Below are 14,813 nucleotides of genomic sequence, written 5' to 3' on the forward strand. Positions count from 1 at the left end.
TCCTAGGAGAGGTGCGCGGCGAGGTCGTGCAGCGACGAGAGGCGATCGCGTTCGCCGGCCGGTCCGGTGCCGCGACGGTCGAGGTGGACGGCACGCAGTCCGGCGGCGCGAGCGGCGACGACGTCGAGCCGGTGGTCGTCGCCGACGTAGAGGATGGTGGCCGGGTCGAGGCCGAGCTCGGCGCACAGGCCCGCGTAGGCGCGCGGGTCGGGCTTCGCGCTGCCCAGCGCCTCGGCCGTGAGCACCGGGCCGACCCGCCCGGTGAGCCCGATGACGGCGAGCTTGTCGTGCTGCATGTCTTCGGGGCCGTTGGTGAGGATGCCGGTGCGCAGCCCGGCGGCGGCCACGAGCTCGACGGCCGCCTCGGCGTCGTCGAAGCGCTGCCAGCCCGACCGGTAGGCGGTGAAGTACTCGCCCCAGAGCGCGTCGAGGCCGGACGGCCCCGGCGCCGGGCGGCCGAGCAGTTCGAACAACCCGCCGATGCGCCGGCGCCGCTGCTCGATCATGCTGACGTGGCCGTCGCGCCAGGCGGCGAAGTGGCGGTCCTGCAGCTCGAACCAGGCCGTCGTCAGCTCAGGGGTTGCCGGTCCGTGGAAGGTGGCCAGCCAGCTGCCGAAGCCGCGGGCCGCGGATCCGGAGTGGTCGAAGAGCGTGTCGTCGAGATCGAACACCACCGCCGCGAGCTCAGCCACGTCCTCACCCTACGACGGGCCGGATCCAGAGCCGCTCGCCGTCCTCGTACTGGTCGGTGGGCCGGAGTCCGGCCCGCTCGGCGACCGCCATGGACGCGCGGTGGTCGGGGTGCACGTGTGCGGTGATGGTCTCGACGCCGCGCTGGTCGAGCCAGCCGACCAGGGCGGCGGCCGCCGCGGTGGCGTAGCCGTGCCCCTGGAACGCGGTGCCGACCACCCAGGCGATCTCCGCCTGCCGGCCCTCGTCGGTGATGGTCGCCTGGACGTAGCCGACGGCGTGGTCGTCGGACCGGCGGCGGACGATCCAGTTGTGCCACTGCTGCCGTCCGTCGAGGGACCGGCCGGCCACCTGCCGGGTGTAGCGCTCGCGCAGCTGCGGCAGCGTCGGCGCAGCCCCGCCGATGAACGTGTAGAGCGCTGGGTCGCTCAGCACGTCGACCATGTCGGCAGCGTCGTCGACGGTCAGGGGCACGAGATCGCACGGGCCGGCGACGATGCGTCCCCCGCTCACAGCACGCTCACCGCGACGACCGCGCGCGCTCCCAGGAACGCGCCGAGGTCGTCGGCCGCGACCTGCAACGCCCGCGACTCGGCGGCGTCGAACGGCCGGTACAGCACGGCGTCGACGGTGACCTCGTGCTTGCGGACGGTGCGCTTCCACCGGCCGGCCACCTGGGTGTCGACCGTGATGACGCCGTTGGGCAGGGCGAGCTTGTCGGTCGCCGCGGCGACCAGGCCGCTGAGGTCGAGCAGGTACTTGCTCCCGGTGTAGCCGACGATGTACTCGTCGTACGCCTGCAGCAGCCGCACCGACGGCGACGGAGCCGGCGGCGGAGGGTCGTCAGGCGCGAACCAGTAGGTGAGGCCGTCGACCTCGATGCTCTCGAGGGCATCGCCGGCGAGCGCCAGCCCGGTGGCGATGTCGGCGCGAGTGAGACTGGACCACCACGACAGATCCTTCACCGTCGCCGGGCCGTGACTGGCGAAGAACCTGCGGACCACCTCGGCCAGCGCCGCCTCGCGATCCAGGCTCGGCGCCTGCGGCGCGCGCTCGTCGAGCAGGGCATAGGTGTGCTGCTTGCCGTGGAGCGGGCCGCTGCAGATGACCCGCTCGAGTTCGGCGTGGATGAGGATGTAGCCGAGCCGGACCCGCGCTGCGGTGATGCCGTTGCGGTCCAGCATGGTCGCGACCTCGGCGCGGGTGAGATGGTTCCCGCCCGCGAGGGCGTCGGCGATGAGGTCGGTGGCGCGGCGCAGGACCCCGGCGTCGAGGTCGGTCGCCCGGTACGCGTAGGCGTTCAGCGCGTGCACGCGCGGCGCGGTCAGCTCCAGCAGCCAGCGGATGTCGGCCGGCGTGACGAAGTGCCAGGTCGGGCGCAGCACATGGGTGCGCAGGATGAGGCCGTCGTCGAAGGCGCGGTCGAGGTCGGCGTCGGTGACGCCGGTGCCGAGTCGCTGGGCGACCGCCCACTTGGCCGGGTGGTAGTCCTGCGACTGCAGCGCACCGAACCAGCCGACGACGTCGGCGGCGCCGTTGAACGGGGCCGGCTGCGCGCTGCCCAGCCCGACGGTGCCGGTGCGGCGGCGCGCGAGCTGGAGGCCGTCCACGCCTCAGCCCGGCCGCGAAGCCCAGGTGCCGACGACGTCGTCGAGCACGCTCATCGGCAGCGGGCCGTTGCCCAGCACGACGTCGTGGAAGGCGCGCAGGTCGAAGTGGTCGCCGAGGGTGGCCGCGGCGGCGGCGCGGATGCGCTGGATCTCGAGCCGCCCGACCATGTACGCCAGCGCCTGGCCGGGTGCGGAGATGTAGCGGTCGACCTCGGTCTCGATCTCGACCCGGCTGGTGGCGGTGTTGGCGACCATGAAGTCGACCGCCTGCTGCCGGCTCCAGCCCTTGGCGTGCAGCCCGGTGTCGACGACCAGCCGGCAGGCCCGCATGGAGTCTTCGCTGAGCATGCCCAGCGTGGCGATGTCGTCGGAGTACAGGCCCATCTCGTCGGCCAGCCGCTCGGCGTAGAGGCCCCAGCCCTCGTCGAAGGCGGTGACGGAGGCGAGCCGGCGCAGCAGCGGGAGGTCGGCGAGCTCTTGGGCGATGGTGAGCTGGAAATGGTGGCCGGGAACGCCCTCGTGGAACGCGACGGCCTCGGCGCTGTAGCGGTCGCGTTTCTCGGCCTCGTGGGTGTTGGCGAAGTAGGTGCCCGGACGGCTGCCGTCCATGGCCGGCTGCATGTAGTAGGCGCCCGGAGCGCCCGGCGCCTCGGCCGCGGGCACCGCCTCGACGACGCAGCTCTGCGACGGCAGCCGGCCGAACCACTGCGGTGCGACCTGCTCGGCCCGCCGGATGGCCGAGCGGGCGGCGCCCAGGAGTTCGTCGGCGTCGCGCCAGCGCATGGCCGGGTCGGTGCGCAGGCGCCGCAGGATCTCGCCCAGCTCGGCGGTGCCGAAGACCCGGCCGCCGACGGCGGCGTACTCCTCGGTGAGACCGGCCAGCACGTCGAGACCGGTCTGGTGCAGCTGGTCGGGCGTGCGGGTGGTCGTGGTGTGGCCCTTGGTGAGCTTGGCGTAGTAGTCGTCGCCGCCCGGCAGCCAGCACAGGCCGGCGCGATCGTCGGGCCGGCCGTGCGGCGCGACCTCGGCGGCGACGGCGTCGCGGTAGCGGCCGATGGCGGGGTGGACGACCTCGGCGAGCAGGCGGTCGCGCTCGGCGCGGAACGCCGCGGCGTCGGCGCCGCTGCCGGGTGCCGGCTCGGGCCGGCGGAGCGGGTCGTCGTCGGGGCTGGCGAGGTAGCGGGTGAAGTGCTCGGCGGTGGCCTCGGCCAGCCGGCGCACGGGCAGCCGGCCGGCGGCGATGCCCGCGCGGTGCCGCTCGGCGATGGCGTCGAGCAGCGCCGGCAGCCCGGCCAGCCGGGCGAGGTAGCCGTCGGCGTGGGCGGGCTCGGTGATGCCGGTCATCGGCAGGAACGAGAGCGTGGCGGGCGCCGGCGCGAAGAAGGAGTCGGTGACGGTGTACTCGACACCGCGCACGGCCAGGCGGTCGCGCTCGGTCTCGGCCTGCTGCAGGATGACCGCCCGTGTGATGCGGTCGGTGTCGTCGAGCCCGGCCGGGTCGACGGCTTCGGCGCGCGCCGCGATGCCGGCCAGCCGGGCGTCGGCCGCCGACTCGCCGGCCTCGGTGTAGTCGGTGAGCTGGTCCTCGCGGTCGCGGAAGCCCAGCAGCGATGCTTCGACCGGGGCCGCGTCGAACAGGGCGTCGATGAGCTCGTCGGCGAGCTGTGCGATGGTCATGCGGATCTCCCACGGGGTCGATGCGTGGGCACGACGCTATCCCGGCGGGCCGACAACGTGACAACGGATATCGCCAGCGCCGACACGAGCACGGCGCTCACCGTCGCGGCGACGGCGATGCCGTCGGTGAACGCCTCTCGCGCGGCCGCCAGCACGGCCGGGTCCTCGGCCGACGCGACTGCCGCGCCGAGCGTGTCCGCCCCGGTGTCCGCGCTCCGGAACACCGCCGCCACCACGCTGCCCAGGACGGCGATGCCCAGCGCGCCGCCGAGCTGCGGCGCCATGGACGAGAGCGCCGCGGCCGCACCGGCCCGCTCCGGCGGCGCCGCCCCGACGACCTGGTCCGTGGCCAGCGCCATCAGCGGGCCGAGCCCCGCCGACACCGTCACCGAACCGGCCACCACCAGGCCCAGTCCCGAGGTGGCCGTCAGCTGGGTGAGCAGCACGAAGCCCACCATTGACACCGTCAGCCCGGCACCGATGACCACGCCCGGCCGGATCCGCCGCGTCAGCCGCGGCGCGAGCAGCGAGCCCGCGATCACCCCGAACGCCGACGGCGCCGTCCACAGTCCCGCCTCGAGCGGGTCGAGGTCCTGGACCAACTGCAGGTACTGGGCGACGTAGTAGTTCGCGGCCCAGAGCACGAAGATCCCGAGCGTCAGCGTCGCCACGATCACCGAGAACGCCGGATCGCGGAACAGCCGCACGTCGACGACGGGGTCCGCGAGACTCCGCTGCCGCGCGACGAAGACGACGCCGACGACCAGTCCGGCGACGACGGCGCCCAGGGCGGCCGCGCCCACCCCGTCGGCCACGATCTCCTTCAGCCCCCACACCAGTGGCAGCACGGCGGCCAGCGACAACCCGACGCTGAGGAGGTCGATCGGCGCGGAGCGGGCGGCCCGGTGCTCCGGCAGCAGCACCGGGCCGAGGACGAGGATCAGCACCATCACCGGCGCGCCGAGCAGGAAGACCGAGCCCCACCAGAACCGCTCCAGCAGCGCGCCGCCGACCAGCGGCCCGACCGCCGTACCACCCGCCACGCTGGCGACCACGATCCCGAGGGCGACGGCCCGCTGCCGCGCGTCGCGGAACATGGTCGCCGCCAAGGCGAACGCCGACGGCATCAGCGTCGCCCCGGCGACTCCGAGCAGAGCGCGCGCCGCGATGAGCAGCTCCGGCGTGGGCGCATAGGCGGCGAGCGCGGAGAGCACGCCGTACGCACCGGCCCCGATCATCAGCAGCCGCCGCCGGCCGATCCGGTCGCCGAGGGCGCCCAGCGCCAGCGTCGAGCCGGCCAGCAGGAACGCGTAGACGTCGACGATCCAGAGCAGCTGCGTCGCGGACGGCCGCAGATCGGCGTCGATGGCCGGCAGCGCGAGATGGGTGACGGTCAGCTCCAGCGACGCCAGCACGGAGACGACGCACAGCACAGCCAGTCCGGCGCGGGCCCGGCGAGGGGTCTCGGTGGTCACGCCCCACAGCCAACAACCTCAATCGAAGTTGAGGTCAAGCCCGGCGTCGGACCTAGAACTCGGAGCGCAGCTCCGCGGCCCGGGCGGCCACGGTGGCGAGCACCCTCCGCGTGGTGGCCAGCTCCGCGGCGTCGATGCCCTGATACACCTGCGTCGTCACCGCGACCACCCCGGCGTGCAGCTCGTCGTGCTGCGCCCGGCCGGCCGGCGTGAGCCCGACCTGCTCGTAGCTGTCGTAGGCCAGCAGCCCTCGATCCTCCAGGGCGCAGAGCACCGCGACGGCCTCTGTGGGTGCGATGTCGAGGGCGAGGACGAGACCGTCGCGCAGGGACGGCTGCGACACGCGGTCCGGCGCGGTGCCCAGGGTGCGCAGGGCGACCCATTCGGCGAGCGTGACGCCCTTGGCGTCGAGGACCACGCCGAGCAGGGAGTGGACGGCCTTGGCTGCGGCGCCGATGTCGACACCGACGAGCGGGGTGATGATCACGGGTTCCTCCCGGGGTCGGGCGGCGGTGGCGCGTCGAGCAGCGTCGTGAGGGTGGCGACGAGCTCGCGGGTCTGGTCGCTGCCGGGCCCGCCGAGCGGCTCGGTGAGCTGGGTCTGCAGCGTCATGACGCGGTCGATGGCGGCTCGGGCGGCATCGGCGCCGCGGTCGGTGAGGGTGAGGCGGACGGCGCGGGAGTCGGACGGGTCGGCGGTGCGGCGCAGCAGGCCGTTGCCCTCGAGCGTGCGCACCAGCTTGGAGACGAAGACCGGGTCGAGGCCGGTGTGGTCGGACAGCTCCCGCTGGCTGGGCTGTCCGCCGTCACGGCTGACGCCGTACAAGGTGGCGAGCACGGAGTACTGCGCCTGAGTGAGCCCGAGCGGCGAGAGCGCCCGATCCAGCAGCCCGCCCCACTTGGTGGCGAGCCGCCAGACGAGGTAGCCCGCGGTCGGGTTCTTCTTCATCACCGAAAAAACTGTACGTGGACATTATGTCCACGGCAACCATTTATTCCGTCGGGTCAGAGCCGTGGGTCGACCGGCTCCGACTCGAGCGCCAGGACGGCGAAGACCGGCTCGTGCACCCGCCACAGCGGCTCGGCCCGGGCCAGTCGCTCCAGCGACTCCAGCCCGAGCGCGTACTCACGCAGCGCCAGGGATCGCTTGTGCCCGAGCCCGCGGTCCTTCAGCCGATCGAGGTTGGCCGGCAGCGTGTAATCGGGACCGTAGATGATGCGCAGGTACTCGCGCCCTCGCACCTTGAGCCCCGGCTGCACCAGCCCCTTCCGGCCGCGGACGAGGTTGGCCGCCGGCTTGACGACCATGCCTTCGCCCCCGCTGCCGGTGAGCTGCGTCCACCACTCGACCCCGGCCGCGACCGACGACGCCGACGACGGGGTCACCTCCAGGCGCCGGGTCGGCCGGAACAGGACGGGGTCGGCGGCGACCAGCCGGTCGGCCAGCCCCAGGTGCCACAGGTGCGGCCGGTCGTGCCACGTCGCGCCTTCCGAGGCGAGCAGCTGGAACGGCGCCAGCTGCACGCCGTCGAGCCCGTCGACCGGCCAGACGTAGCGCCGGTACGCGTCGGTGAAGGCCGCCGCGTTGTCCGACCGCGCCGTCGTACGGTCGAGCAGCGCCGAGACGTCGAGTCCGCGCGACGCCGCACGCGTCAGCTCCGTCACCGCCGCGGGCAGCGCCGAGCGCGCCGCCGCCGCGACGGACGCGTACTGGCCGCGCAGCAGCGACTCCGCCTTCGCCGACCAGGGCAGGAGTTCGGCGTCGAGCAGCAGCCAGCCGGTCCCGAGCTCGTCCCACAGCCCGGCGGTGTCCACGGCCGCCCGCACACCGTCCAGCAGGGCAGCCGTCAGGCCGGACGAGAAGAACGACCGTCCCGTGCGCGTGTACACCGCGCCGGTCTCGCCGGCCGGCGCGCCGAACCGGCGGGTCGCCGTCTCGTGGTCGCGGCAGACCAGCACGACGGCGCGCGAGCCCATGTGCTTCTCCTCGCAGACCACCTGCTCGACGCCGTCGGCGGCGTAGGCGGCGAACGCCTCGGCCGGGTGCTCCAGCAGGTCCGGCAGCGGCGACGTCGCGACCGGCGCCATGGTCGGCGGCAGGTACGGCAGCCAGCGCGGGTGCAGCGCGAACCGGCTCATCACCTCGAGCGCGCCGGCCGCGTTCTCGGCGCGCACCGAGACCCGGCCGTGGTGCGCGGTCTCGACCACCCGCCTCCCGAGCACATCGGTGAGGTCGAGGTCGTCACCGCCACGCGACGGCACCGACGCGGCCGGAGTCAGCGGCTTGACCGGCTCGTACCAGACCTGCTCGGCCGGCACCTGGACGACCTCGCGCTCCGGATAGCGCAGTGCCGTGAGATGCCCGCCGAACACGCAGCCGGTGTCGAGGCACATCGTGTTGTTGACCCACTCGGGCTCCGGCGTCGGCGTGTGGCCGTACAGCACCATCGCGCGGCCGCGGTAGTCGTTGGCCCACGGGTAGCGCACCGGCAGGCCGAACTCGTCGGTCTCACCGGTGGTGTCGCCGTAGAGCGCGAACGCCCGCACCCGGCCGGACGCCCGCCCGTGGTAGGCCTCCTTGAGTCCGGCATGCGCGACCACCAGCTGCCCGTCGTCGAGGACGAGGTGCGAGACGAGGTCGCGGCACCAGCGCAGCGCGGCGTCGCGGAACTCCCTCGGCTGCTGCTCCAGCTGCTCCAGCGTCTCGGCCAGCCCGTGCCCGATCTTCACCTGCTTGCCGCTCAGCGCGCGGATCAGCTTGTGCTCGTGGTTGCCGGGGACGGCCAGCGCGTGTCCGGCCGCCGTCATGCCCATGGCCAGTCGCAGGACGCCCGGGCTGTCGGGGCCGCGGTCGACGAGGTCGCCGAGGAAGATCGCCCGGCGGCCCTCGGGGTGGACGGCGTCGACGGCGTGCCCGGCATCGTCGCGCACGACGGCGTAGCCGAGCCGGTCGAGCAGCGCCTCCAGCTCGGACCGGCAGCCGTGAACGTCGCCGATGACGTCGAACGGGCCGTGCTCGTCGCGCCGGTCGTTGTACAGCCGCTCCCGCACGACCGTGACCGACTCGATCTCCTCGACCGAGCGCAGCACGTGGACCTGCCGGAAGCCCTCCTTCGCCAGCCCGCGCAGCGACCGGCGCAGCTGGTCGCGCTGCCGCCGGACGACGTGCGGGCCGAAGTCGCGGTCCGGACGGTCCCGGTTGCGCTCGAGGCAGACGCTCTCGGGGACGTCGAGGACGATCGCGATCGGCAGCACGTCGTGTGCCAAGGCCTGCTCGACGATCTGGCGCCGCGCCTCGCGCTGCACGTTGGTGGCGTCGACGACGGTGAGCCGGCCGCCGGCCAGCCGCTTGCCGGCGATGTAGTGGAGGACGTCGAACGCGTCGGCGCTGACCGTCTGGTCGTTCTCGTCGTCGGCGACGAGGCCGCGGCAGAAGTCACTGGACACGACCTCGAACCGGCCGAACTGGTGCGCCGCGAACGTCGATTTGCCCGAGCCGGACGCACCGACCAGGGCGACGAGGCACAGCTGCGGGATGGCGATGCTGCTCACTGTGACCTCAGTCGGTCGGCTCATGCGGCTGTACCTCCATCGCTCCAGTCGGCAATCGGTCTGGACCGGCGACTCGGCGGGACCTCCGGTCTCGCCGAGGCCGTCGGTGCCGCATGAGCCTCCCTGGGCACCTCCGTCCGGGTGAACGTCGCGAGCTGCGTCGGCGGCCCGGCGTCGGGGTGGGGCTCACCCACCGGCGCGTGGGCGACGGTGTACCCGTGCGCGGCGGCGACCCGCTCCGCCCAGCCGGCGAACTCGGCCCGGGTCCACTCGAACCGGTGGTCCTGGTGCCGCAGCGCGCCCTCGGACATCCCCGGGAACAGCACGTTGTACTCGATGTTCGGCGTGGTGACGACGACCGTGCGGGGCCGCGCGTGCCCGAACACCGACCGCTCGAGGTCGGGCAGACGCTCGGGGTCGACGTGCTCGACGACCTCCATGAGCACGACGGCGTCGAAGCCGGCCAGCCGGTCGTCGCGGTAGGTGACCGAGGACTGCAGCAGCGTGATGCGCGACCGCTGGCGATCGCCCATGCGGTCCAGCCGCAGCCGGTCGGCCGCCTTCTCCAGGACGCGCGGCGCGACGTCGGCGCCGACGATCTCGGTGAACGACGCGTCGGCCAGCAGCTCGCGCAGCAGCGCTCCCTCACCGCAGCCGAGGTCGACGACGCGCTGCGCGCCGGCCGCCCGGAGCTGCTCGACGACGGCCGCCCTGCGCAGCGTCACGAGCGGCACCGCCGCCGGCGGATCGACCTCCTCCGTCTCGTCGACGACCTCATCGGCGGAGTCGGCGGAGTCGGCCGCCTCGTCCAGCTCGGCCAGCCGGGCCAGCGCGTCGGCGACGAAGCCGCGCTTGTGCGCGAGGTAGCGCTTGACGATCGCGTCGCGCTCGGGGTGCCCCTGCAGCCAGGACCCGCCGCTGCGGATCAGCTTGTCGACCTCGTCGCTGCTCACCCAGTAGTGCTTGGCGCCGTCGAGCACCGGCAGCAGCACGTAGAGGTGCGACAGCGCGTGGTCCAGTGGCAGCGTGCCGCGCAGCGTGACGTCGACGTAGCGGGAGTCGCCCCACGCGGGCAGCTCCGGGTCCAGGGGCCGTACCTCCGCGTCGACCGACCAGCCGAGCGGCTCGAACAGCCCGGCCACGACGTCGGCTCCACCGCGCGACGGCAGCGCCGGGACGTGCACCTCGAGCGGCAGCGGCACGCCCACCAGCTCGGGCCGCGCGTCGCAGCGTGCCTTCAGCGCCGACCCGAACACCCGGCCCAGCGCCACCGACAGCATCGACGACGCCGCGTACGGCCGGTCGTTGACGTACTGCGCGAGGCTGAGCGCGTCGCCGCCGAACCGCCGCCCGCGCACCAGCTCGACCGGGTCGACCTCGAGCAGCAGCGCCACCGTGCACCGCTCGTCGGTCGCCTCGGGGTAGAAGACGTGCGCGACGCCGACGCTCAGCTCGAAGCTCTGCACCCGTTCGGGATGCTTGTGCAGCAGGTAGCCGAGGTCGCTGGCGTGGGACGCGGTCGAGGTCAGGGTCAGCAGCACCCGACCATTGTGACCGCCCGGGTACTCGGTGACGATGTGGTTTTCTCGCTCCTGCGAGTGAGGACGGCGCCGGTGGCCACACCCGATACTGGGCACGTGGCGCGACTGAACGAGTACGGCGAGCGACTGGCCGCGTGGGCGCGCGGCCTGCCGCCGGTCGCCGTCGACGCCGTCATCGCGGCCGCCTGCGCCCTCTACGTCATCTTCAACGCCGGCGTGGCCGACAAGCTGTACTGGTGGGTGCCGCTGGCCGCCTCGGTCAACGCGCTGCCGCTGCTGTGGCGCCGGCAGTACCCGTTCGCCGTCACCGCCGTCACCGGTCTCTCCACGACCGTGCTGGCCAGCGCCGACGTGCTGGCCGACGTGCCGGCCTCGCAGCTGGTCGCCACCTACACGCTGGCCGCGCTGTCGCCGCCGCTGAAGCGGCTGATCGCCGTCGTGGCGACGATCGCCGGCATCACCGTCTCGATCGTCATCCCCGACGACGAGGCACTGAACCTCGGCATGATCGGCATCATGTTCGTGGTCGCGTACGCGCTGGGGACCGCGGCCCGGGCCCGCCGCGACCGCATCGCCATGCTGGAGGAACGCGCGCTGCGCCTGACCCAGGAGCAGGAGACCGCCGCGACCCGGGAACGAGAACGGATCGCCCGCGAGATGCACGACATCCTCGCCCACTCGATGGGCCTCGTCGTGGTTCAGGCGGAGGCCGGGCCGGTCGCCGTCCGCCACGATCCCGACCGCGCGGAGCAGATGTTCGACGCCATCTCCGGCACCGCGCGCGACGCGCTGGCCCAGCTGCGCCGCGTGCTCGGCGTGCTCCGCACCGCCGACGGCGACGACCGCGCGCCTCAGCCCGGTCTCGACGCGCTCCCCGGCCTGGTCCAGCGGGTCAACGACGCGGGACTGGCGGCGACGCTCACCGAGGACGGCGCGCCGCGGCCGGTCCCGGCCGACGTCGCGACGACGGCGTACCGGATCGTCCAGGAGTCCCTGACGAACACCGTCAAGCACGCCGCCGCCGGCCGCGTCGACGTGCGACTGAGCTGGACCGGCGACCACCTGCGCATCGAGGTCGCCGACGACGGCAGCGGCCCGCCGAGCGCACCGCATACGCCGTCGGGCCACGGGAGCGGGCACGGCCTGATCGGCATGCGCGAGCGGGTCGCGGCGGCGGGAGGGACCCTCGACACCGGACCGGGAGCCGGCGGCGTGGGCTTCCGTGTGACCGCCTCGCTGCGCTTTGATTGACCGAGCGCCGACCGCGTGGTCCCATCACGGCGGCGAGTCCCACGAGGGAAAGGGAACGAGGCGCGTGCCCGACCCGACCATCCGCGTGCTGATCGCCGACGACCAGGCGCTGGTGCGTGGCGGCTTCGCGATGATCCTCGACGTCCAGCCCGACATCGCCGTCGTCGGCGAGGCCGAGGACGGCGCCCAGGCCGTCGCCGCCGCCCGCGAGCTGCGGCCCGACGTCGTGCTGATGGACGTCCGGATGCCGACCATGGACGGCATCGAGGCGACCACCGCGGTCTGCCGCGAGACCGACGCCCGGGTGCTCGTGCTGACCACGTTCGATCTCGACGAGTACGTCTACGACGCGCTGCGGGCCGGCGCCAGCGGGTTCCTGCTCAAGGACATGCGCCGCGACGAGCTGGTCGAGGCGGTCCGCGTGGTCGCCTCCGGCGAGGCGCTGCTGGCGCCGTCGGTCACGCGCCGGCTGATCGCCGACGTCGTGAGCCGCGGCGGCCCGCCTCCGGGCGCCGGTCAGGGCGCCGCCGACGGCCGGCTCGACGTGCTGACCGCCCGCGAGACCGACACCCTGCGCCAAGTGGCCCGGGGACTGTCCAACGCCGAGATCGCCGCGGAGCTGTTCGTCACCGAGCACACCGTGAAGACGCACGTGAGCAGCATGCTCAGCAAGCTCGGTCTGCGCGACCGCGTTCAGGCGGTCGTACTCGCGTACGAGACCGGCCTGGTCACACCGGGCGATTCCACCTCCGCTGGTGCGTGACCTCGCGGCCGGTCGCCGGCCTCGTCACTCCTGAGAGCGAGGCCACCGCTCCTGGGAGCGGGGCGCGAATCCGCTCTTCACGGCGATCCGCCGCATGGGGGTCCGAGGACACGATCGACGCAGTCCATCGGAGCCTCTGGAGGCCGCCATGTTGCGCAGCATCACCGGGTTCGCCGTCAGGCGGCCCCTCGTCGTCATCCTCGCGTGGGTCGCCGTCCTGGCCGCCGGGTTCGGCATCGGCACCGGCGTGTTCGATCGCCTCACCTCCGACGTCGGCACGGTCCCGGGCAGCGAGTCGGCGCAGGCCGAGGATCGCGTCGACGACGTCGCACCGCGGCCGGACGTCATCACCGCCGTCATCGACGGTGCGGACGCCGCCGCACTGGAGTCCGGGCTCGCCGACGTCGCGGCGCTGCCCGGCGTCGCGTCCGTCTCGCCACCATTGCCCTCGGAGTCCGGCGACGCGGCCCTCGTCGAGGTCGCGCTCTCGCCCGGGCTGGAGGACGACGGCGCGGGCGAGGCGACAGCCGCCGCCGAGCGGCTGGGGTCGATCGACGCGACGTCGGTCGTCGTCGCCGGTGGCCCGCTGTCCGAGGTCGAGTTCGCCGAGACGGCCCAGGAGGACGTCGCCCGCGCGGAGATGCTGACCATGCCGGTCGTGCTGATCCTGCTGCTGGTGGTGTTCGGCGGGCTGCTCGCGGCCGGGTTGCCGCTGCTGATCGCGGCCGTCGGCGTCGGCGCGACGTTCGGGATCCTGTTCACGTTCAGCCAGGTCACCGACGTCTCGGTGTACTCGATCCAGATCACGACGATGCTGGCCGTCGGTCTCGCCGTCGACTACGCGCTGCTGATGGTGAGCCGGTTCCGGGAGGAGCGGCGCACCGTGACCGACGTGCGCGAGGCGGTGCTGCGCACCTCGGCCACGGCTGGGCGGACGGTCGTGTTCTCCGGCCTCACGGTGGCCGTCGCGCTGGCCGGCCTGGTGGTCTTCAACGACCCGTTCCTGCGCTCGATGGGGCTGGCCGGATCCGCCGTCGTGCTGGCCGACATGGCCGCCGCGCTCACCCTGCTGCCGGCGCTGCTGGCGAAGTTCGGCCACCGCGTCTCGCCGTCGCGGGAGCGTTCCGGGGACGGCGTGTTCGCCCGGGTCGCGCGCGGCGTGCAGAAGCGCCCCGTCCTGACGCTGGTGACGACGGCGGCCGCGCTGGTCACGCTGGCGGCGCCGGTCGCGGACATGCACATCTCGCAAGGCGATCCGCGCATGCTGCCGACGTCGACGGACACCCGGGAGCTGTGGACGCAGCTCGGCACCCACTTCCCGGAGCAGGCCCGGTGGGCCGGCGACATCGAGATCGTGGCGTCGGCGCCCCGGAGCGCCGTCGACGACCTGCGCTCCACCGTCGCGGACCTGCCGGGCATCGCGTCGGTCGAGGTCGTCCCGCTGACCGACGACCTCACCGGGCTGGCCGCCACCCCTGCGGGCGACGCCGAGGGCGACGCGGCCAAGGACGCCGTCCAGGCCGTCCGCGACCTCGACCTGCCGTACGAGGTGCTGGTCGGCGGCGACACCGCGACGCTGGTCGACTACCAGGCGATGCTGGCCGACCGGCTGCCGTGGGCGATCGCGCTGGTGGCGATCGGCACGCTGACCCTGCTGTTCGCGTTCACCGGCTCGATCCTGCTGCCGGTCAAGGCGATCCTCACCAACCTGCTGAGCATCGGCGCCGCCCTCGGCGTGGTCGTCTGGGTGTTCCAGCACGGGCACTTCGCCGGTCTGCTCGGCGCCGACGGTCTCGGCTACCTGCACCTCACCGTCCCGATCCTGGTCGGCGCGATCGCGTTCGGGCTCTCCGTCGACTACGAGGTGTTCCTGCTGTCGCGGATCCGCGAGCGCTGGCTGGCCGGCGACGGCGCCCACGGCTCGGTGGTCTCCGGCCTGCAGCACACCGGCGGCATCGTCACCGCGGCGGCACTGATCATCGGGGTGGTCTTCGCCGGGTTCGTCTTCGGCGGGTTCGCGCCGATCAAGGCGATCGGGCTCGGGTTGGTGCTGGCGATCGCACTGGACGCCATCGTGGTCCGGATGCTGCTGGTCCCGGCGACGATGACGCTGCTCGGCGCGCGCAACTGGTGGCTCCCGCGGCCGCTGCGCCGCGTGCACGAGCGGCTGGCGCTCACCGACGCCGCGCCCGATCCGGGCACGCCGGCCGAGGCGCGGGCCGAGCGCGGGCCGGCCCTGGTGGGCTGACCCCTCG

General features: G+C 73.7%; 12 protein-coding genes. 3 read left to right on the forward strand and 9 right to left on the reverse strand.

All coding sequences use genetic code 11. From position 1 onward, the window contains the following. Positions 1 to 2: 2 nt before the first annotated feature. The 9 genes from DZA62_RS05495 to DZA62_RS05535 are packed head-to-tail and all read right to left on the reverse strand — an operon-like array spanning position 3 to position 10,544. Positions 3 to 692: an HAD family hydrolase gene (locus DZA62_RS05495; protein WP_116947787.1), complete on the reverse strand. Its 690-nt coding sequence runs from the start codon at positions 690 to 692 to the stop codon at positions 3 to 5. Positions 693 to 696: 4 nt separating this feature from the next. Further along, a complete protein-coding gene (locus DZA62_RS05500) occupies positions 697 to 1,203 on the reverse strand; it encodes a GNAT family N-acetyltransferase (protein WP_198663449.1) in 507 nt (168 codons plus the stop codon). Then, positions 1,200 to 2,300, reverse strand: a complete 1,101-nt coding sequence (locus tag DZA62_RS05505; RefSeq protein WP_116947788.1) for a winged helix DNA-binding domain-containing protein — start codon at positions 2,298 to 2,300, stop codon at positions 1,200 to 1,202. Before DZA62_RS05505 ends, DZA62_RS05500 begins: the two co-directional genes overlap by 4 nt. 3 nt (positions 2,301 to 2,303) lie before the next feature. Then, positions 2,304 to 3,977, reverse strand: a complete 1,674-nt coding sequence (locus tag DZA62_RS05510; protein ID WP_116947789.1) for a DUF885 domain-containing protein — start codon at positions 3,975 to 3,977, stop codon at positions 2,304 to 2,306. After that, complete coding sequence (locus tag DZA62_RS05515) at positions 3,974 to 5,452, reverse strand: MFS transporter (RefSeq protein WP_198663450.1); 1,479 nt, start codon at positions 5,450 to 5,452, stop codon at positions 3,974 to 3,976. The genes DZA62_RS05510 and DZA62_RS05515 overlap by 4 nt, the downstream gene beginning before the upstream one ends. A gap of 52 nt (positions 5,453 to 5,504) precedes the next feature. Beyond that, positions 5,505 to 5,939, reverse strand: coding sequence for a MarR family winged helix-turn-helix transcriptional regulator (locus DZA62_RS05520; protein ID WP_116947791.1), 435 nt, complete (start codon positions 5,937 to 5,939; stop codon positions 5,505 to 5,507). After that, a complete protein-coding gene (locus tag DZA62_RS05525; protein ID WP_116947792.1) occupies positions 5,936 to 6,400 on the reverse strand; it encodes a MarR family winged helix-turn-helix transcriptional regulator in 465 nt (154 codons plus the stop codon). Before DZA62_RS05525 ends, DZA62_RS05520 begins: the two co-directional genes overlap by 4 nt. A gap of 56 nt (positions 6,401 to 6,456) precedes the next feature. After that, positions 6,457 to 9,027 (reverse strand): polynucleotide kinase-phosphatase, encoded by a 2,571-nt coding sequence (locus DZA62_RS05530; RefSeq protein ID WP_116947793.1) that lies wholly within the window; start codon positions 9,025 to 9,027, stop codon positions 6,457 to 6,459. Then, a complete protein-coding gene (locus DZA62_RS05535; protein ID WP_116947794.1) occupies positions 9,024 to 10,544 on the reverse strand; it encodes a 3' terminal RNA ribose 2'-O-methyltransferase Hen1 in 1,521 nt (506 codons plus the stop codon). The genes DZA62_RS05530 and DZA62_RS05535 overlap by 4 nt, the downstream gene beginning before the upstream one ends. 96 nt (positions 10,545 to 10,640) lie before the next feature. Here DZA62_RS05535 and DZA62_RS05540 point away from each other — a divergent pair, with 96 nt between their 5' ends. The 3 genes from DZA62_RS05540 to DZA62_RS05550 all read left to right on the forward strand — a co-directional run bounded on the left by DZA62_RS05540 (position 10,641) and on the right by DZA62_RS05550 (position 14,806). Continuing rightward, the gene (locus DZA62_RS05540; protein ID WP_116947795.1) at positions 10,641 to 11,795 is read left to right on the forward strand and encodes a sensor histidine kinase; all 1,155 of its coding nucleotides are present in this window, start codon (positions 10,641 to 10,643) and stop codon (positions 11,793 to 11,795) included. 64 nt (positions 11,796 to 11,859) lie between these two features. Continuing rightward, complete coding sequence (locus DZA62_RS05545) at positions 11,860 to 12,558, forward strand: response regulator (RefSeq protein ID WP_198663451.1); 699 nt, start codon at positions 11,860 to 11,862, stop codon at positions 12,556 to 12,558. 148 nt (positions 12,559 to 12,706) lie between these two features. Further along, positions 12,707 to 14,806: an MMPL family transporter gene (locus tag DZA62_RS05550; protein WP_116947796.1), complete on the forward strand. Its 2,100-nt coding sequence runs from the start codon at positions 12,707 to 12,709 to the stop codon at positions 14,804 to 14,806. Positions 14,807 to 14,813 lie beyond the last annotated feature (7 nt).

It is taken from the genome of Jiangella endophytica, from assembly GCF_003427025.1.
In the GTDB taxonomy this organism is placed as follows: Bacteria; Actinomycetota; Actinomycetes; order Jiangellales; family Jiangellaceae; genus Jiangella; species Jiangella endophytica.

Coding starts and splice junctions, on each gene's coding strand:
- DZA62_RS05530 (WP_116947793.1), bottom strand. CDS start 9,027: ATGAGCCGACCGACTGAGGTCACAGTGAGCAGCATCGCCATCCCGCAG.
- DZA62_RS05525 (WP_116947792.1), bottom strand. CDS start 6,400: ATGAAGAAGAACCCGACCGCGGGCTACCTCGTCTGGCGGCTCGCCACC.
- DZA62_RS05550 (WP_116947796.1), top strand. CDS start 12,707: ATGTTGCGCAGCATCACCGGGTTCGCCGTCAGGCGGCCCCTCGTCGTC.
- DZA62_RS05510 (WP_116947789.1), bottom strand. CDS start 3,977: ATGACCATCGCACAGCTCGCCGACGAGCTCATCGACGCCCTGTTCGAC.